The sequence below is a fragment of the Sphingobacterium yanglingense genome (assembly GCF_004363245.1).
Lineage (GTDB): Bacteria > Bacteroidota > Bacteroidia > Sphingobacteriales > Sphingobacteriaceae > Sphingobacterium > Sphingobacterium yanglingense.
Window position 1 is genome coordinate 354,451 of sequence record NZ_SNYV01000015.1, and the last position, 18,308, is coordinate 372,758.

Annotated in this window: 18 protein-coding genes; 5 read left to right on the top strand and 13 right to left on the bottom strand. The window is 40.8% G+C overall.

What is annotated here, in order from left to right; translation table 11 throughout:
• Position 1: 1 nt before the first annotated feature.
• From CLV99_RS15320 to tilS, 6 genes are all read right to left on the bottom strand, one after another.
• Positions 2-913: an EamA family transporter gene (locus CLV99_RS15320; protein ID WP_133585388.1), complete on the bottom strand. Its 912-nt coding sequence runs from the start codon at positions 911-913 to the stop codon at positions 2-4.
• A gap of 146 nt (positions 914-1,059) precedes the next feature.
• Positions 1,060-1,374: a DUF721 domain-containing protein gene (locus CLV99_RS15325; protein ID WP_133585389.1), complete on the bottom strand. Its 315-nt coding sequence runs from the start codon at positions 1,372-1,374 to the stop codon at positions 1,060-1,062.
• The gene (gene recF, locus CLV99_RS15330; protein WP_133585390.1) at positions 1,367-2,470 is read right to left on the bottom strand and encodes a DNA replication/repair protein RecF; all 1,104 of its coding nucleotides are present in this window, start codon (positions 2,468-2,470) and stop codon (positions 1,367-1,369) included. The genes CLV99_RS15325 and recF overlap by 8 nt, the downstream gene beginning before the upstream one ends.
• On the bottom strand, positions 2,471-2,803 hold the full coding sequence (locus tag CLV99_RS15335; RefSeq protein WP_133585391.1) for a DUF4834 family protein: 333 nt from the start codon (positions 2,801-2,803) through the stop codon (positions 2,471-2,473).
• 139 nt (positions 2,804-2,942) lie between these two features.
• Positions 2,943-3,428, bottom strand: a complete 486-nt coding sequence (locus tag CLV99_RS15340) for a hypothetical protein (protein ID WP_133585392.1) — start codon at positions 3,426-3,428, stop codon at positions 2,943-2,945.
• Positions 3,429-3,527: 99 nt separating this feature from the next.
• Positions 3,528-4,850: a tRNA lysidine(34) synthetase TilS gene (tilS, locus tag CLV99_RS15345; RefSeq protein WP_133585393.1), complete on the bottom strand. Its 1,323-nt coding sequence runs from the start codon at positions 4,848-4,850 to the stop codon at positions 3,528-3,530.
• A gap of 240 nt (positions 4,851-5,090) precedes the next feature.
• Between tilS and CLV99_RS15350 the strand changes: the two genes are divergently transcribed.
• Entirely contained in the window at positions 5,091-7,418 is a 2,328-nt protein-coding gene (locus tag CLV99_RS15350; RefSeq protein WP_133585394.1) for an OstA-like protein, read from the top strand.
• A gap of 200 nt (positions 7,419-7,618) precedes the next feature.
• On the opposite strand, the gene rdgB is transcribed toward CLV99_RS15350, so the two are convergent.
• The 6 genes from rdgB to CLV99_RS15380 form a co-directional block, all read right to left on the bottom strand.
• On the bottom strand, positions 7,619-8,194 hold the full coding sequence (gene rdgB, locus CLV99_RS15355) for an RdgB/HAM1 family non-canonical purine NTP pyrophosphatase (RefSeq protein ID WP_133585395.1): 576 nt from the start codon (positions 8,192-8,194) through the stop codon (positions 7,619-7,621).
• A gap of 87 nt (positions 8,195-8,281) precedes the next feature.
• A complete protein-coding gene (locus tag CLV99_RS15360) occupies positions 8,282-8,815 on the bottom strand; it encodes a hypothetical protein (protein ID WP_133585396.1) in 534 nt (177 codons plus the stop codon).
• Positions 8,816-8,913: 98 nt separating this feature from the next.
• The gene (locus tag CLV99_RS15365; protein WP_133585397.1) at positions 8,914-9,894 is read right to left on the bottom strand and encodes a deoxyhypusine synthase family protein; all 981 of its coding nucleotides are present in this window, start codon (positions 9,892-9,894) and stop codon (positions 8,914-8,916) included.
• 459 nt (positions 9,895-10,353) lie between these two features.
• Positions 10,354-10,587, bottom strand: coding sequence for a Txe/YoeB family addiction module toxin (locus CLV99_RS23565; protein WP_211348550.1), 234 nt, complete (start codon positions 10,585-10,587; stop codon positions 10,354-10,356).
• On the bottom strand, positions 10,563-10,775 hold the full coding sequence (locus CLV99_RS15375; protein ID WP_133585398.1) for a hypothetical protein: 213 nt from the start codon (positions 10,773-10,775) through the stop codon (positions 10,563-10,565). Before CLV99_RS15375 ends, CLV99_RS23565 begins: the two co-directional genes overlap by 25 nt.
• Positions 10,776-10,902: 127 nt before the next feature.
• Complete coding sequence (locus tag CLV99_RS15380; protein ID WP_133585399.1) at positions 10,903-12,000, bottom strand: mandelate racemase/muconate lactonizing enzyme family protein; 1,098 nt, start codon at positions 11,998-12,000, stop codon at positions 10,903-10,905.
• A 149-nt stretch (positions 12,001-12,149) separates the two neighbouring features.
• Here CLV99_RS15380 and CLV99_RS15385 point away from each other — a divergent pair, with 149 nt between their 5' ends.
• The gene (locus CLV99_RS15385) at positions 12,150-13,436 is read left to right on the top strand and encodes a M64 family metallopeptidase (protein WP_133585400.1); all 1,287 of its coding nucleotides are present in this window, start codon (positions 12,150-12,152) and stop codon (positions 13,434-13,436) included.
• A 58-nt stretch (positions 13,437-13,494) separates the two neighbouring features.
• Here the strand turns inward: CLV99_RS15385 and CLV99_RS15390 are convergent, their stop codons facing one another.
• Complete coding sequence (locus tag CLV99_RS15390; RefSeq protein ID WP_133585401.1) at positions 13,495-14,601, bottom strand: serine hydrolase domain-containing protein; 1,107 nt, start codon at positions 14,599-14,601, stop codon at positions 13,495-13,497.
• Between the two features lie 185 nt (positions 14,602-14,786).
• Here CLV99_RS15390 and CLV99_RS15395 point away from each other — a divergent pair, with 185 nt between their 5' ends.
• The 3 genes from CLV99_RS15395 to CLV99_RS15405 all read left to right on the top strand — a co-directional run bounded on the left by CLV99_RS15395 (position 14,787) and on the right by CLV99_RS15405 (position 18,199).
• Positions 14,787-16,748 carry a tetratricopeptide repeat-containing sensor histidine kinase gene (locus CLV99_RS15395; protein WP_133585402.1) on the top strand — a complete coding sequence of 654 codons (1,962 nt, stop codon included), beginning with the start codon at positions 14,787-14,789 and terminating at the stop codon, positions 16,746-16,748.
• Positions 16,738-17,370 carry a response regulator gene (locus tag CLV99_RS15400; protein WP_133585403.1) on the top strand — a complete coding sequence of 211 codons (633 nt, stop codon included), beginning with the start codon at positions 16,738-16,740 and terminating at the stop codon, positions 17,368-17,370. Before CLV99_RS15395 ends, CLV99_RS15400 begins: the two co-directional genes overlap by 11 nt.
• A 145-nt stretch (positions 17,371-17,515) precedes the next feature.
• Positions 17,516-18,199, top strand: coding sequence for a hypothetical protein (locus CLV99_RS15405; protein WP_133585404.1), 684 nt, complete (start codon positions 17,516-17,518; stop codon positions 18,197-18,199).
• The last annotated feature ends 109 nt before the right edge of the window (positions 18,200-18,308 follow it).

An 18,308-nucleotide genomic window follows, 5' to 3' on the forward strand; every position in this document is an offset into this window, starting at 1 on the left:
GTTATGCGGTTAAGACTTCTTTTCCAATGACCTTCCGCTGAGAACGGATATAGGCCACATTAAAAATAATAACTGCCAGAAAAATCAAGCCATAGGCTAGAATCTGTACTCCGTTTATCGGTTCTTCAAAATAAAAGACCGCTAACAAAAAGGCAATCGTCGGATTGATATACAGCAATATCCCTACCACCGAGGAATCTAGGCCCTTCAGCGCATACATATTTAGAAATAAGGGGATAATCGTAAATAACACCGCAATCAATAGCACATAGCCGTAAAAATCAGCTCCGTGTACCGTGCCACTGGGCAGAATATACAACAGTGGGGTCAGTAAGATTGTACAGATAACAATATGTAAGTTTAGGGTAAAAAACTTGTCCAACCTATTATTCCGTTTTTGGAGTACCAGATAGGTCGCGTATGAAAACGCAATCACCACACTGTATATCATATCGATAAAATGTCCATAGGCCAACATCGCACAGGCAAGCACACTCAACCCCACAGCCAGCCATTGCCCTTTATTCAGCCGCTCTCTTAGAAACAGACTGGCCAATACCGTAGTTATAATGGGACATATAAGATAGGCCAACGAAGTCGCTTTTACACTGACATTGTTCATCACGTAGATAAACAGGAACCAGTTGAGTGCCAACATAAGTGCACTGCAGAGTGCATGTAGAAATACAGCACCCTTTTCTCGGGTTGACATCCTACGGATGAGTTGGATATTTTCTTTAGTTGCCTTCGGCCGGATGAGAAAACTTGTGACCAGAATCGCTGCAGAAGCAAATAAAACTCGATACAAGAGAATATCCAAAGAAGTATAAGCACTTAATGGACGCAGCACCAAGCTGAACATCCCCCAGACAATAAAAGAAAATAATGCCGCAGCGTAATACTTGGTTTGCATTTTTTGAACTGTAAAACTGTTAAACCGTGAAGGAGTAAAAACGTTAAACCGTAAAACTGTAAACTCTTAATTATTCATGTATTTACGATTTCACCTATTTACAATTCCACCTCTAACCTTTTAACTTCTTAACCTTCTAACCACCTTTACAAAATCACAAGTTCTTCGACGAGCACCTGCCCTGCATGCTCATTGACACGGCCGATGACCTGCTTACGCATGAGCGTCAACTCGTGTTTCACCACTGCAGATTCCACTTTAACAAAAAGCTTCTTATCCTTCACAAAAATCTTCAATGTGCGTTTTTCGATATAGGGACCGATGATCTCCCCCCAGAAAGAAGCTACGGACGACTCATCAAATTTACGTCGTAGACGGTATACTTCCAGCCATTTCTCAACAGCCTGCTTCATACTGATATCATCCCGTGTGGGTATTTCGTCAAATTTTCTCTTATACATGAACCTCGCCTCCTTCAATATCAAAGATACGTATTGGTTGTGCTATTTCATCGAATATTTCCCGAATTCTAGCGGCATCGGTATCCGTAATAAAAATCTGCCCAAACTCCTCGTCCGAAACCATCTTCATGAGCTTCTTTGTCCGTCTATCATCTAGCTTATCAAAAATATCATCCAATAGCAGCAAGGGTCTGAATTTCTTCTGTTCCTGTAGAAAAGTATATTGCGCTAATTTGAGGGCGATGAGAAAAGATTTTTGTTGCCCTTGAGAACCAAACTTCTTAAGAGGCATTTCTCCATGTATTGTAAACAGGAGATCGTCTTTATGTATCCCCTGGCTAGTCCGCTCAAGTATCCTATCCTTCTCGAGACAGGTGTTCAACAGCGTCAGAAAATCATGCTGATGCAATGGTGATTCGTAGACCAGCGATACCTCTTCGGCCTGATCAGTAAGATACGTATAATGCCGTTGAAAAGCTGGCGTAAAGTCTTCCATAAACTGCTTACGGCGCATATATATACGCTCACCAACCTCTACAAGCTGCATATTCAGTACCTCCAATAGGCCAACATCAAATACACCGCGCTCTTTGATACTTTTCAGCAACATATTACGTTGCAAAAGTATCTTATTATAAGATATCAGCGTATCCAAATAGCGATTGTCCGTTTGTGAAATTACATTATCCACAAAACGCCGACGCTCTTCGCTTCCTTCCGTAATTATCTCACTGTCATTGGGCGATATCATCACCAACGGAAACTGGCCGATATGATCTGCCAATCGCTGATAGTCCTTTTTATTACGTTTAAATTGTTTTTTCTGATTTCGTTTTAGGCTACAGGAAATAGCCTCCGTACGTTCATCCCGTTCAAATTCTCCCTGCACCATAAACCATTCTTCCCCCTTCTTGATATGCTGCGAATCAATAGGGTTGAAATAGGATTTACACAACGAGAGATAGTGTATTGCATCCAGCAGATTGGTCTTTCCTGCGCCATTATCTCCGGTAAACGCATTTACCTCGGGCAGGAAAGTGAGTGTCGATTCAGCGTAATTCTTAAAATTTAACAGCGAAAGTTGCTTGAGCCACATTTACTTTACCTCTTCAAAATCGATAAACTCACCAGCTGTTGCTGTCCCCTTACGCTTCGATTCTTGCGTAGGTACATAATCCACCTTTATTTTGACTTCTTTTGTATACGTTCCTCTTTGCGATTGTTGCTGAGAGGCACCCCCAAAAGGACTACCGTTTCCAAAAGGATTACCTGCACCACCGTAATTATATTGTCCTTGACCCTGCTGTTGAGCTTTCTTCATCATTCGTTCGGTCAACTTGCGCATTGCGAACGGCAATAACAAACGCATAGAAAACTTAAAGATGTAATAAAAAGCAACAACAAATAATATAAAATATAATAAACCCATTTCTTTCTAATTCTATTTATTCAAACCTACATAAATTTGCCTTCACGCGCAATAAAGTCGCGCCCGTATAGAGTAAAAATAACAAATTCAATACCAGACAAGGTCAAAGAAATGTCAGACTAAAAACCTTAACATTTCATTAAGATTCCTTCTTCGCTTTCAAGATCGCATTATACAGTTCCTCTTGTTTATGCGTACCTATAATATATATCAAGCCATCTCGATCCGTAAGCCATACCGAATCTTTGCCCCCTGCATAAAAGCGGATTTTTCCATTTTTATGCAAGTTATAAACTGGATTGTTGAACACAAATTTGCTATACGGCTTTTTCTCCACCTTCACCAATGCAGCTAGGTCTATCTTAACCAGACTGGTAGTCCATAGTCCGCTTAGTGTTATATTATTCGAGCTAACCGCTGTCTTATAATGCACCAAATACATCATCACTACCGATACCACGATAATACAGCTCCCTACGATAAAGAACAATTGGCTCGACACCAGATGATCCATATTTAAGTAATAGACGATAAAGCAAAATAGTGCTAAGACCATCCGCACACTAATCCATGTCATATCCCTTCCTAGATACTGACGCTCAACAAATAGACTATTTGTATCCATATGTATATTACTTGTTTTTATCTGTCAATCAACTATCCAACCTACCGGAAGCGCATCGTCTCCATTTCTCCATCACTTACAGGTATCTTCCTTCTATGGCTATATATTGCAATCTAATTTAAGGACTTTTTGTGTATTTTCTGTAATCTTATACCTATCATCTATTTGATAGTTTGTAATCCACAGCACTTCACCGTTACCATTCAGCCAAATAGGTATTCTCTTTTTGTCGAAGAGACTAACTTTCCTTTGGATGAAAAAATCGGAAATCTTCTTCTTCCCATTCATCCCCAACGGCTGAAATACATCCCCTTCTTCCCAAGCCCGCACCGTCAATGGGAAAATCAATTTATCATAATCCAAGAGGGCTATTGCAGGATTTTTCACAACTGTAAAGTCTTCTTCACAACTCACGGAAAACACATACTTCTGCCAAGTCAGCACACGATCTGATGCTTGCAGTTCTACACTCCCTCCCTCTTCCGCTATTTTCTGCAACCGCAATACAGTTCGGTCCAAGAGCAGCTCATGCGTATCAGACCTAAAGATACGCCCCGATTCAGCTGAAAATGCGGCAACAAGATCCGCTAACACCGGTTTTGAAAACCCGAAAGGTTCGAAAAGAAAATACAACAGACCGACATCCAGTCCGGCAATAGCTGCCTTACTGATCTGCCATTCATCCGCGCCTATCGCTACAAACAGTTTTTGACGTTCTTGTTCCACGAAAGCCTGTAGCACACGTTGAGTTTCTTGAAAACGTCCGATATTATCATCCATAATCTGTATAAAATCAGGATTGAGACGTTCAAACTCAGGAATGATATCAAGCCGGATTTTATTCCGTGCATATTTGTTAGAAAAATTGGACTGATCATCCCTATAAGGGACATTTAACTGTTCCACCGCTTGCAGTACCTCAGCGCTATTTAAAAACAACAGCGGTCTTAATACACCTTCTCTCTTGGGTAAAATCCCTTGCAAGCCCAACAGTCCCGTCCCTCGCGACAGATTGAATAACACCGTCTCCACGTGGTCATTCTTGTGTTGGGCAATAGCGCTATAGTCGTAACCATATTCCGCTCTTAGCCTATCAAACCAAGTATAACGCAGGTCTCTAGCCGCCATCTGTATAGAAATTTTATGACTTTCGGCATAGCCTTCAGTATCAAAATGCTCCACATGGAGTTTTATCCCTAACTGTTTGCAGTATGCACGAACCAACTGCTCATCCTTATCAGACTCCTCCGCACGCAGCTTAAAGTTACAATGAGCCGCAGCTATTTCTACCCCATATCGGGATAGCAAAGTCAATAACAACATCGAATCCCGCCCCCCACTGACAGCAACGAGCAGTTTATCTTCACGTGTAAACAACTTTTGCTCTTCTATATACCGTTCAAAACGCACATCGATATTCATAGACCAAACCTAAATAAATTCATTTTCATATGCAATGGAATGGGGATATTTCACAAAGTAGATAGTTTAAATTTCGGACACCCACTCCTTCATATCGCCAACTGCTATATTTTATAACATAAAATGTGACCAATATTAGTTAATTTTATTTAGCATTAAATTTCACGTAATTAACATTTTTTTGCTATTAAAATCCATATTTTTGCCTCCGTGAGAAACTGGCTTATAATACTAACTTTTATGTTATCCCTAGCGTCTGCTTTTGGGCAAACGCCTATTGGTGGAACTCCAACACAGCAGGGAGACCGTCTGAACCTGGTATCGTCCAATAGTGGCCGAATCAATGCCAAAACGGGACACATGGTATTTTATATTCCTGTTTATGAACACAAAGGAAATACGTTATCCGCAGATAGTGGCTACATCTATGAAGATGAAATCAAAAGACAGTTTTTCGAAGCTTTCGGAAATGTTGTAATTACACAACCATCTGGAACGGTTATTTATGCGGATTATCTGCATTATGATGCCGCAGCCCAGCATGCGCTACTCACCAAGAATGTGAAGATGGTGGACAAAGGTTCAACCTTGACGACGAATCACCTGACCTATAATATGCGATCCAAAGTAGGCACCTACACTGGTGGCGGAAGAATAATCTCTCAGGGCGACACTATTACTTCTAAGAATGCGTACTATTTTGAGAACACCTCCGATGCCTACTTTCGTCACAAGGTCGTCGTACGAACGCCCGACGTAAAAGTGTACACCGATACAATGCGTTACAATTCGTTCAGTAAAATGACGTACTTCTTTGGGCCTACAAATATAAAACCAACCAGTAACCAACAAGGTCAAAATGAAAATCTCTATACCGAACGAGGCACCTATAACACAGGAACAGGAATTGCTGACTTCAATAAGAATAACCTCTATACGGAAGGTTCAAAATTCCTAAAAGGAGACAGTCTACACTACGAACGTGCAAAAGGCGTTGGTGAGGCTTTCAGAAATGTTGTTTTCGTTGACACCACGGACAAATTCTACGCATACGGCGGACGAGGGCTGTATAGCCAATCGGAAGAGTCAATCTTGATGACCGAAAAGCCTTACATCATTACCGTTGTCAAGGAGAATAATGATCCCACGCCAGATACTACTGTAACTCCTTTAGAAACCAAAGGTAAAGAGAAAAAGAAAAAAGAGGACAAGAAGGAAGTAAAGGAGCAAGAGGAAAATGTAAACCCATCGACACCAGATAAAGCAGATGCCCCCCCCTCAAAAATGCATCTACCTGCAGACAGTTCTTTACGTGAAGCCAAGATGGACTCGGTCTATATGACGGCAGACACACTTTATTCCCGAATGATTCTGGTAAAAGACTATAATCCCCTACAGCTCAACCTCAGCCGAGATGGAGGTAAACTAGAAGCCGACGAGGAAAAAGATTATGGTGATGATGAGGACGATAATGACACGAAAACAGACTCTACAACGCTAAATCTTAAGGACAGTCTACAACAACAATTGGAAGAGATTGCTGAAATTAAGAAAGAGGATGCTCCACTACCTATAAAACCTACAGTAAAAAAAGACAGTATCAAAACACCTGTTCCTTTAAAACCAAAGACGGCGACTACAGAACCCAATCGGATGGGGGACAGACAAAATATAGGTTCTACCTTAAAAGCCGATTCTGTACTTCGGCAGAAGGCTATCGTGCCCATTGCCAATCAGGCAGACACGCTTATTAATCAAGCCTTACAAATAGCCCAAAAGCCCGATTCGGTCCAAAAACGACCGGACACCCTGACTGCGGCACAACTAGATACTGCCAAAACACGTATTGTACGCGCCTACTATAACGTAAGGCTATTCAAATCTGACTTACAAGCTGTCGCTGACTCCGTATATTATGGTATGGTGGACTCGATGTTCCGCTTTATGGGACGCCCAATGATTTGGTCTCAAGGATCGCAGATCTCTGCTGATACTATTTACATGCAGATTCTGAACCAACAGATGGACAATGCCCTCCTAAAAAACAATGCTTTCATGGTCAATGCGGTATTGGACTCCATCAAATTCAACCAGTTGAAAGGACGAAAGATAACAGCATTCTTCGCCAATAATAACATTGACCGACTATTTGTAGATGGCAATGCCGAGAATCTGGTATTTTCTGAAAATGATAAAACGAAGACCATTACAGAAATGTTCCATGATCGAGGGGGACGTATAAAGGTTAAGATGGAGGGGAAGAAAATCATAGACTATACCACGATTCGAAAAGTAGACCAGAAGGTTTATCCATTCAAACTCGTCACCCAAGAGAATGAGATACTTCCTGGCTTTATCTGGCGACCACAGGACAGACCTACCTCCAAAGAGGATCTCCTTAATCGTAAACGGGAAGCTCCACAGTCAGTAGACGCTAAAGCCGGTGAAAAGAGTGATGAAAAATCACAGCCCGCAGACAACAAAGAGAACATAGAAGAGCCTCCTAAAAAAGAAGAGTTGACAAAAGAAGGCAATAACCTTCAAGATATAAAACACGAGACTAATTAGTCGGTTAAGATTTCTATTGATAATAGAGAAGGTAAATTTTATCAAAGCAGAAATTTTTCATTTTAGAAAAGCTGTCGCTTAAGAAGCTTTTGGCAACAGCAGATGAATGCATTACCATACAGCCAAAAGGCTCAAGCGACGAGTTTTGGTTACTTTTTCGAAAAAAGTAACATGCCCACTCCGGCAGAGAGGCGCAAATATTAATACCCTTTTAAGAACTCAGCCATTTTAGACACAGCAATAGAGCGGTGGCTAATTAAATTTTTTTCAGCTGCAGACATCTCGGCAAACGTACGTGAATAGCCCTCAGGGATAAATATAGGGTCATAACCGAAACCTCCATCTCCTCGACGCTCTTCGATAATGCGTCCTTCAATAGCCCCTTCAAAGAAGTATTGCTTACCTTCTAAAAACAACGAAATAACAGTCTTAAACCGTGCTGCTCTGGACTCCACGCCATTCAGACGTTCCAATACCAAATCGATATTCTGAACCATATCCCGAGAGCCGGAATAACGTGCAGAATAAACTCCTGGCTCGCCATTCAATGCATCAATTTCTAAACCGGAATCATCACCAAAACAGTTCACTTTAAATCGCTCAACCAGATAATCGGTCTTCTGCTGCGCATTCTCGTGAAAAGTCACTCCTGTTTCCGGAATATCATCATGACAGCCAATATCCGTCAATGATTTCAAATTAAATTTATTTCCGATTATCGCCTGTACTTCTTCAAGCTTGTGGGTATTATTGGTAGCAAATACGAGTTTTAGCATGTGTATTGTATTTTGTTATCCTGTTATCAAGTAATCTTGTTATCCAGTCCACTTGATAACTTGTTAACAAGTTAACTTGATTAACCATTAACCATTAATGAAAGTCTTAAACTCTCCCCAGAAAAGCTTCTTCTTTTCGACATCGGCAAACATCTCTTCAAAAGAAAAGGTATTGAAAACTGTCGCCACTCGTCCGCGCATATAGGAGTTATGTGCAATCTCGGGAAGTTTCAAAGATGCTGGTTCGACTCCCAATAAGGTAATCTTCGTGGGTTTAAAGAACTCCATGATTCTTTTAAACTCATTCGGATTTTGGGGATTAGCCAGATTAACGACCGCTACATTATGGGGAGTGAGCTGCAGGGCTCCGATGGTCTTTATAAAAGCTTCTTCAGCCTGTGGTGAGAAATAGGGAAATTCGGGATAACGAAGGATAAAAAGAACACCTGTACTTTTATCACCTTGAAAAACGAACTCTTCTGATGAACTATCAAAAGCGACAGCGTCGCTGCTTTCCTCACTTCTTCTTTCAACATTATCTATAGAAAAACCGGTCGAGAATATCGTTTCTGACATCAAGGCCTGTAGCGCTGTGGAATTGTCCGTAAGGAGATGGTTCATGGTTGTAGATTGAGACTTAAGATATGAGAGACTTAGATATTAGATGTGAGAAATGAGGCAATCTCAAATCTCACGTCTAGTATCTCACATCTAAAAAATTATTGTCCTAAAACATAAGCAAAGATCAACGGAGCGACGATTGTTGCATCCGACTCGATCATAAACTTAGGTGTATCGACATCCAACTTACCCCAAGTGATTTTTTCATTTGGAACGGCACCAGAATACGAACCGTAAGAAGTTGTTGAATCTGAAATCTGACAGAAGTACGACCAGAAAGGAACATCAGTCCATTCTAAATCCTGATACATCATCGGTACTACACAGATTGGGAAATCTCCAGAGATACCACCAGCAACCTGGAAGAAACCCACACCTTTACCATCAGAGTTAGCGCGGTACCACTCTGTCAAGTAAATCATGTACTCAATACCTGATTTTACAGTAGATGCTTTCAAATTACCTTTGATCACATTCGAAGCAAAGATGTTACCCGTAGTTGAATCTTCCCATCCTGGACAGATAATTGGCAAATTCTTCTTAGCAGCTTCAACAATCCAAGAGTTTTTAGGATCGATTTCGTAGTATTGCTCTAATACGCCAGAGTTTACCACTTGGTATAAAAACTCATGTGGCAAGTAGCGCTCACCCTTAGCTTCAGCAGCATGCCATACATCTTCTAAGTGTTTTTGAAGGCGACGGAATGCCTCTTCTTCAGGGATACAAGTATCCGTAACACGGTTAAAGTGTGTATCCAACAACTCACGCTCTTGCTCTGGAGTAAGATCTCTCCAATTTGGAATACGTTTGTAATGCGAATGTGCGACCAAGTTCATGACATCCTCTTCCAAGTTTGCACCTGTACAAGAGATAATATGTACTTTATCTTGACGGATCATCTCAGCTAGAGATACACCTAGCTCTGCAGTTGACATTGCTCCACCTAAGGAAACCAACATCTTTCCACCTTCTAATAGGTGTGTTTCATACCCTTTTGCAGCATCTACTAAAGCAGCTGCATTGAAATGACGGTAATTGTGCTCAATAAATTGGCTTATAGGCCCTTTTTGTGTACTCATCTTTTTTTACGTTTTAACAAGTCCAGCAAAGGTACTGAATATAATTTATTTTAGCCCCTCCAGTACTGCCAAAGCAGTGGTCAGCGCTCATTTTTTATCATTTGTTAAAAAAACAGTTATTTTCTACGAATAAGATTTATAACAAAGAAAAATGCTGCTATCAAAATCAGCACCATCACAAGAAGGATAATCACCTCCGACATTCCTATACTCCAAGTTGTGTTGTTCATATTCTTTTTTTTGTTATCAAGTTATCGAGTGAACTAGTTAACCTGTACTTCCCCCATCACTTCCTTCAACTGTTATCTTGTTAACTGTCCTCACTTGTCAACTACCTTCACCTCAATAGTGTCCCAAAGCCGACACAATGACGACCGTTACCATATTTTCATCCACAGAATAAATGATACGGTCCTTTTTTTTCTGAAAGTGTCTGTCTTTAATGGACATCAAGAACTTTCATGCCTGTTGGTAATCCGAAGGAATCATGAAAGTTTTATTTAGGCGTCGTGACCAATACCCATTCAATTGATATTTTAAAGGCTCAGGATTTCCAATCCCTTCATAGGGCGTTCTGGACAATTCTAGAAGTATTTGCTCTATTCTTCTTATCGTTGACTTATTACCTGATCGGAAATGAAATTCCAAATCTTTTTTAGCAGAAAGTTTTATTTCAAGTTCAAACTTTCCCATACATTGTCAGGGTCTATTTTAAAGCTTTCCTCCTCCTCGGCACATCTAATTTTCTCAACAAACCCAGCATCATAGTGACTTCCTTTATCCCCTGTACTTTTCAGTTCTACAAAAGACAAGGATTTGAGATATACCAATAAAGCCTTAGCCTCCTTATTCCGTTCATCTATTTTTATCGTAATCTCCATATTTAAAAGCATTTATACACAAAAATAAACAAAAAAATCATTAAAAGTCGCTCAGCTCAACTGTTATCTTGTTATCAAGTTATCATGTGAACTAGTTAACAAGATAACAAGTTCACTCGATAACTCCTTAAATCACCCACTTCTCACATTTATCCAAAAATTCCTGTTTGATATCAGCACCAATACCAGGCTCGTCGGATATCGATATACCGTATCCATTATATTGGATACCGCCTTCTACAGGATCTTCGAGGTGCCCTACCATACAGGTATCTAGGTCGTAAAACTTAACGTTAGGTGCAGCATAAGCAAAGTGAACCTTAGCGGCCAAAGCTAGGCGAGACTCCAACATTCCCCCTATCATACAGGCTACCCCATATTCTGCAGCCACCGTCTGTATCTTTAAGGCCTCGTGTATACCTGATGATTTAGAAAACTTAATATTAATATAATCACAGGCATCTGCCTTACACAGGCGTTCGGCATCGCGATGTGTATACACTGACTCATCGGCCATAATCGGCACAATAGTTTGCGTACGTAACTCGGGCAATAAATGATCATTATAGGTACGCATAGGTTGCTCACAAAATTGAATCTTATAAGCCTCTAGTCCCTGCAGCGCCTCCACAGCACCTTCATAAGACCATCCTTGGTTGGCATCAATTCGGATAGGCAAATCAAAGCCTACAGCCTTACGGATCGCTTTGATGCGCCCGATATCGTCCCCAGGATTTTTACCCAGCTTTACTTTTAGCGCAAATGCCCCACCTTCTTTCAGTTTAAGCGCCTTCTCTGCCATTTCGTCGGCCGAAGCTATACCTAAGGTGATATCTGTTGTGATTTCTCTCTTCTCTCCTCCTAGGAAACGGTACAGCGGTTGACCAGCATGTTTGGCTGCAATATCGTACAGCGCCATATCAAAGGCAGATTTTATGGTCGCATTACCTGCGATATAAAGATGTAGTTCCGCCAGACGGTCCTCCAAAGCCAGCGCATCTTTTCCTTTCCAAATCTTTGCAAAATCCTGCGCTACCGCAAGACAGGTATTCTGTGTTTCTCCGACAATCATCGGGAAAGCAGAACATTCGCCAACCCCATAGATGCCCGCATCGGTATGTACACGAACAAACGTATTCTGTGCATAATCCATCGTCCCTGTCGCGATAACAAAAGGCTCCATAGGTATGCTCAAGCGATATATTTCAATATGCGTAATAATCATTGATATCCTTTTTTAGGTTGCTATATGTTGTGTTTATTTTAATGACGAAAGTTAAAGACTTTTGAAACAATAAGCAAGAAACAAAAGTAAAGCCCTATTTTTGCCAAAAGCAGAACAGATAAGAGAAAATAAACAATTAATACATCAGAATGACTTTATATAAAGCAGTAATAAAGCTAGTACTTGTACTCACTATTTCACTATCCTATATCTCGGCAGAAGCGCAACAATTTGACGACTATTTCACGGAAAAAACATTAAGACTAGATTATATTTTTGCGGGAAACCGTACTGACCAACATATTTATCTAGCTGATCTGGTACAACTGGACAAATGGAATGGAAGAAGGGGCAACTTAAGCAAAACACCTATTCAGGGCAACGGCCAAGTCAAAGTCTATGATGCAGAGACAAACAAACTGATTTATGTATTACCTTTCAGCAGTCTATTTCAGGAATGGCTAACCCAGGAGGAGTCCAAACAAACCACCAAGAGTTTTGAGAACTCCTATTTAGTACCTTTTCCAAAAGCAAAAGCCAAGGTTGAAGTCTCCTTCTTCAACCAGCAGCATAAAGAAACCGTCCTATTGACACACTTAGTAGACCCTAACGATATTCTGATCAGAAAAGCGACAAAAAACGACATCCCTTATGAGGTAATACATAAAGCATCAATTGCTAACCCTATCACCGTTGCGATAGTAGCAGAGGGATATCAAGAGGCGGAAATGGATGAGTTTATGGACTATGCAAAGAAAACCGTTCACAGTTTGTTCCAACACAAGGTTTTCAAGAAGCACGAAAATGCTTTTGAAATTGTCGCCGTAAAATCCCCCTCCAAAGACTCCAATGTGAGCGTTCCGTCCAAAAACATATGGCGGTCTACTGCCGTACAGTCCAACTTTGACACCTTCTATGCAGAAAGGTACCTAACAACTTCACACACTAGACTATTGCACAACTTATTAGAAAACATCCCCTATCAGCATATCATTATTTTGGCAAATACTGATGTCTATGGCGGTGGAGGTATATTGAATTCCTATGCCCTTACAACGACCAAAAATGAGCAGTTTGCTCCCGTTGTAGTACACGAATTTGGACATAGCTTTGCAGGTTTGGCAGACGAATACTTCTATGCGGTTGACGTTTTTGAGAACAAAGCTGTTGAAAAGATAGAACCTTGGGAAAAGAACAACACCTCATTAGTTGACTTCAAAAGCAAATGGGCCGATATGGTGTCGAAAAACACCACAATCCCTACACCAGACAGCATGTTAGGAACTGTTAAAATAGGTGCATTTGAAGGCTTAAAAGGAAATGGACTATATATTCCATCACACGACTGTAGGATGAAGGCCAACAAACCAAAAGACTTCTGTCCTGTTTGTAGCCGTGCCCTCGAAGAAATGATTCTGTTTTATACCAGTAAATAACTACATCTTGGGGCAGTCTCCTATATTTGTATCAAGCATAGGAGGCTGCCCCAAGATTTTAATATTCTTTCGCCAATCGTACAAACTCTTTAAACCAATTCGCACTTACCTTATGTCCCAGACGTACCATAACAAGATTTTTATCCGGATTCACATAGATATACTGCCCTAAGATACCTTGAGCTGCAAAATCACCATTCTCCGTAGGCAGCCACCACTGATATTGATAGCGTTTGTAACTCCCTCCCGTACTGTCTACTTTCGTTGATTCCTTGACCCAGTCCACCGGCACCAACTGCTGTCCATCCCAATTACCTTTGTTCAGATACAACCTTCCCAGCTTTGCAAAATCCCGTGCTCGCGCATTCAGGCAGCAGAACGTCTTCTCGATACCATCCTCTTTTCTATCAATACTCCACGAAGCATCATACTCCATCCCAATAGGTTTCCATATCTTCTCGTCCAGATATTCCGTAATTGTTTTACCATTCAGCACACGCTCCAGTACCAATCCCAATATCTGCGTATTGCCACTAGCGTAGGCAAAGTCCTTTCCGGGCTCCGCTTCCAACTTCAATTTCTCCGTATCTTTACGCAGATCAGTACCGTAATAGAAGGAAGCTACTTCACCAAACGGATTGTAATAGCCTTCATTGAATTTAATACCGGATGTCATCTGCAACACATGTTCTATCGTGACCTTATCAAAGCCATTCTTAGCCATCTCTGGCACATACTTACTAATAGGATCTTGCACCGAACCAATCAGTCCGTCATCGATGGCACAACCAATAAGCATAGAAGTGACCGACTTGGCCATGGAAAATGATGGAACAATGGAAGATTCCTCATATTTATCCAGATACCTTTCATAAAGAATACTATCATTACGGATAACCAAAAATGCGACAGACTTTGTCTCTTTTAGAAAATCTTCAAAAGAGACTTCTTTATCCTCGAATTTGGTTCCTGTGGGGTGTGTCTCTATATTGGCACGATGGAATACAAAAGGTGTAGTTGAAGCTTTCAATTCCCGCTTCGGAAAGATTTTGTAATCATTGAGATCTGCAAAATTATACCATACAAAACGGCCATATTTACAAGCTGAAAGCAAACTGGATGTACCAATAAGTACTAAAGCAAATAGATAATATATTCTCCTCATATTTATACAATTTAGGTATAACAACGGTTATCTCCCTAATATACAATCTATTTCAAACAAAACCAAAACCTAATAATTTCATAGTGAAGTCTCATCCCTCTAGGCCCCCTCCTAAATATAGGGTATTTACATTACCTCATTTATTTTGCATCTTTGGCTACCTGCTCAAGTACCTAGCATAAAACATGAAAAGATTATTTTACGTTCTATTTTTGAGTCTATCAGTCCAAGTACTTAATGCACAACTTTTGCCTCAAGAACAATTAAGAAATGACAGCTTATTAACCTTATTAAACCAAGGAAAAACGGATAGCATACAAGCTAGAGCAGCTTTCCACCTCTCGAAGATGTGGATCAATATAGATTCTACAAAAGGAATAGCGTACCTCCAACGAGGCAAAAAACTATCACATAACAACGCATATCTTAACGCTATCTATCGATATCAAGCCATCCCCTCTTATAAGGATGAGGCAGAAGTCACTGCTATTCTCTCCATCTTTAGCCGATATGACACCCCGGACAGCTGGGATTACGCCTATCGGCTTTCGATAAACCGGGTAAGATGGCTTATCAACCAGCCTCGCACAGACGAGGCAATTAGGATGTTACAGAAGGATGTCATACCGCTTGCTAAGAAACTCAATAATGCATCATACCATGCCGAGATAGCCCTAGAAATGGGACGATCCTTTTTTAATCAGGGAATGTACAGCAAAGCAGCCCCCTATCTGGAGAAAGCCGTAGAAACATACGAAACTATCCGCCCCAAAGATCAAACCCTACTGCATAATCATATCCACACATTAGGCTCCTTAGCGAATGTCTATAATCTATTAGAAATAGATGGGAAAGCGGATTCAGTCATTCGGCGGGCTAAGGAACTTTTGCTTATACAGCCAAACCTTCCACAGGAGTTACGTATTGCCTCTTATGAAGCCATGCATCTAGTACTGACCAAGCAATATAAAGCGGCCGAAAGACTAATAGACAAAACATTGGCTAAGGCCAAAGAGGTACCTCGACGTTATCTACTCAACCTTCATTTCCAACGTTATAAAGCACTAGCTGGAATGGGAGATTATTCAAAAGCACTCCGATCTCTGAAACGGAGCCACCCAATAGACAGTATAACAAAGGATCTCAACACATTTAAAGCAGTAGACTTAAGCGAACTACTACCTGCATATGCATCGGCATATGAACAAGTAAACGACTACAAGCAAGCCACACAGTACTGGAAACAGTACTTCAAACACCGCGACGCTGTACAAAAGGACAAAATTGCAGAAGAGATTTCCAGACTAGAAGTAAGGCTTCGGACCCAAGAAAAAGATGCGGCAATACACCATCTGAAAGCCGAACAAAGTGAAATCGCATTACGCCTAAAAAACCAGCTGATTTTAAATGGATTGTTTGCTGCCGCGACCATCCTTTTGTTAACTCTTGCAGGATTCATCCTGTACATCTATAAAAACAAACAACGAGCTAATGCAGACCGCATTCAACAGATGGAGACGAAGAGCAAACTCCAAGTAGCCAAAGCACTACTGGAAGGCGAAGAAAGAGAGAGGCAACGCATAGGCCGCGATCTGCACGATAGCCTAGGTGGGGCTCTAGCTGGTATCCGCATCCAGCTTTCTGAGTCACAGCGTAGACATCCCCAGCCGACATTGGACCATGCCATACTAAATCTTGAAGATTCGATTACCGAAGTACGGCGTATAGCACGCAATATGGTTCCAGAGAGCTTACTTCAATGCGGACTGGATGAGGCATTGAGTGATCTCTGTGTCTCTTTTTCCACAACAGATACCACCATAGAATATCAATCTTCTGGTCTATCGACCAAAATCCCAAAAAGCACACAGATCAACCTCTACCGTATCGTACAAGAACTATTAGTCAATGCCCAGAGACACGCGAGGGCGACAAACATTATTGTACAATGCATACAAAATGAGAAGACCATACTATTGACCGTCGAAGATAACGGTCAGGGGTTTGATGTAGCAAGTATACTATTCACCCCTGGACTAGGTCTCAAAAATATCCAAAGTAGAATAGATTACATGCGGGGAAAACACACTATAGAAAGTGAACTAGGTCAAGGAACAACTATTAATATCGAAGTACATGTCAGTTAAAAACATAAGCGTAGTCATATTGGATGATCATCCTATTGTATTAGAGGGGTTAAAATCTCTACTTGCTCACCATACAACAGATATTACGATCCACGCCTTTGGTAATGCAACAGATTTTGGAACATTTATGGAGGACGCTCCTTCTGTAGATGTTATTCTTCTGGATATTAACCTCCCGGATGGCAATGGATTGGATATTTGCAAAAACACAAAGATAAAATATCCGTCAATCAAGATCGTAGCGCTCAGCAATCAGGCCGAACAGAGCATAATACGACAGATGTTTGAAAACGGAGCCTCTGGTTTCCTGCTTAAAAGCACACCTTCTGACAAACTATTATCCTGTATATACGATGCTTTAGATGGACAAGTCGTCATGGATCCAGAGGTAATGCGCATACTCACCACTCCCTTACAACACAAAGACTTCCCTTCCTTGACCAAAAGAGAAAAGCAATTAATCAAACTGCTCGCACAAGGAAAGACAACCGCTGACATTGCTGATGAACTTTTTCTGAGTAAATTCACTGTCGACACCTACCGTAAAAATCTGCTGCAAAAGTTTAAAGTCAGAAACACTTCTGAATTGCTCATGCTTATCGTGCAGGAACAATTGTTATGACCCTCCCATAATTAGGAGGGGAAAAACCCTGATTATCGGTATTTCAAATCATTGCAATGCAAACTAGTTTTGTAAAAGAAAATCATTCTATCTACTTGAATAAGATTCCTCAATTTGGATTGAACACGCTTTAAAAACAAAACTAATGAAGAAAACCGCATTATTACTAGCCCTTTTACTTGTATTCAGCTCTTGTAGCAAATCTAATGACGATACCGAACCTGCTCCTGGCGAAGGAGGTTATGTTTCTGGAACTTATTGGCCATATGCTGTTGGCAATACCTGGAATCTGGTGAATATGGAAGATCCAGAAGACAAGTATCAATATCTGATCCACAAATCACTAACCCATGAAGGCAAAACATACTTCCAATTCAAACCTGTTGGGACAACTGCAGAAGTAGCATTAAATGACGGCTTTCGCGAAGACAACGGGGTATTTATTTCTCTTCACGGTGCCACCTCACAGATGGGCATAAATACCGCTGCAGGTACCGCAACTTACATCAACACCAACTTGAAAGTAAATGAAATATGGAAGGAGAAAATAACCTTACAAATTTCTGGACTAGCTTCGGGAGCAATCACACATAGCAATGAGGGCCGTATTTTGGAAAAAGTAACAAGTGCCGTAGTAAATGGCAAAACATACAAAGATGTGATAAAAGCTGAACTCAAAAAATCAATCCACAACAGTACAACGGGCTATACGAACCATATTACTTATGAAACATGGTTGGCCAAAGGTATCGGTATCATTTTTGAGAAGACAACCTATGATAATTCTTACACCGAGAGTTATGGTTTAGTTAATTACACTGTCAAGTAAAAACTCATGAAATAATTGTTTACATATGAGATATCCATGTAGCACTGACTGCACAAACACGAATGACCGCGAAGCAGCATGCGCACCAATTACAACAATCCGCGCATAA

What these genes read in the sequence shown, in the direction of transcription:
- CLV99_RS15320 (WP_133585388.1), bottom strand. Translation starts at nt 913, where the DNA reads ATGCAAACCAAGTATTACGCTGCGGCATTATTTTCTTTTATTGTCTGG.
- CLV99_RS15325 (WP_133585389.1), bottom strand. Translation starts at nt 1,374, where the DNA reads ATGTATAAGAGAAAATTTGACGAAATACCCACACGGGATGATATCAGT.
- recF (WP_133585390.1), bottom strand. Translation starts at nt 2,470, where the DNA reads ATGTGGCTCAAGCAACTTTCGCTGTTAAATTTTAAGAATTACGCTGAA.
- CLV99_RS15335 (WP_133585391.1), bottom strand. Translation starts at nt 2,803, where the DNA reads ATGGGTTTATTATATTTTATATTATTTGTTGTTGCTTTTTATTACATC.
- CLV99_RS15340 (WP_133585392.1), bottom strand. Translation starts at nt 3,428, where the DNA reads ATGGATACAAATAGTCTATTTGTTGAGCGTCAGTATCTAGGAAGGGAT.
- tilS (WP_133585393.1), bottom strand. Translation starts at nt 4,850, where the DNA reads ATGAATATCGATGTGCGTTTTGAACGGTATATAGAAGAGCAAAAGTTG.
- CLV99_RS15350 (WP_133585394.1), top strand. Translation starts at nt 5,091, where the DNA reads ATGTTATCCCTAGCGTCTGCTTTTGGGCAAACGCCTATTGGTGGAACT.
- rdgB (WP_133585395.1), bottom strand. Translation starts at nt 8,194, where the DNA reads ATGCTAAAACTCGTATTTGCTACCAATAATACCCACAAGCTTGAAGAA.
- CLV99_RS15360 (WP_133585396.1), bottom strand. Translation starts at nt 8,815, where the DNA reads ATGAACCATCTCCTTACGGACAATTCCACAGCGCTACAGGCCTTGATG.
- CLV99_RS15365 (WP_133585397.1), bottom strand. Translation starts at nt 9,894, where the DNA reads ATGAGTACACAAAAAGGGCCTATAAGCCAATTTATTGAGCACAATTAC.
- CLV99_RS23565 (WP_211348550.1), bottom strand. Translation starts at nt 10,587, where the DNA reads ATGGGAAAGTTTGAACTTGAAATAAAACTTTCTGCTAAAAAAGATTTG.
- CLV99_RS15375 (WP_133585398.1), bottom strand. Translation starts at nt 10,775, where the DNA reads ATGGAGATTACGATAAAAATAGATGAACGGAATAAGGAGGCTAAGGCT.
- CLV99_RS15380 (WP_133585399.1), bottom strand. Translation starts at nt 12,000, where the DNA reads ATGATTATTACGCATATTGAAATATATCGCTTGAGCATACCTATGGAG.
- CLV99_RS15385 (WP_133585400.1), top strand. Translation starts at nt 12,150, where the DNA reads ATGACTTTATATAAAGCAGTAATAAAGCTAGTACTTGTACTCACTATT.
- CLV99_RS15390 (WP_133585401.1), bottom strand. Translation starts at nt 14,601, where the DNA reads ATGAGGAGAATATATTATCTATTTGCTTTAGTACTTATTGGTACATCC.
- CLV99_RS15395 (WP_133585402.1), top strand. Translation starts at nt 14,787, where the DNA reads ATGAAAAGATTATTTTACGTTCTATTTTTGAGTCTATCAGTCCAAGTA.
- CLV99_RS15400 (WP_133585403.1), top strand. Translation starts at nt 16,738, where the DNA reads ATGTCAGTTAAAAACATAAGCGTAGTCATATTGGATGATCATCCTATT.
- CLV99_RS15405 (WP_133585404.1), top strand. Translation starts at nt 17,516, where the DNA reads ATGAAGAAAACCGCATTATTACTAGCCCTTTTACTTGTATTCAGCTCT.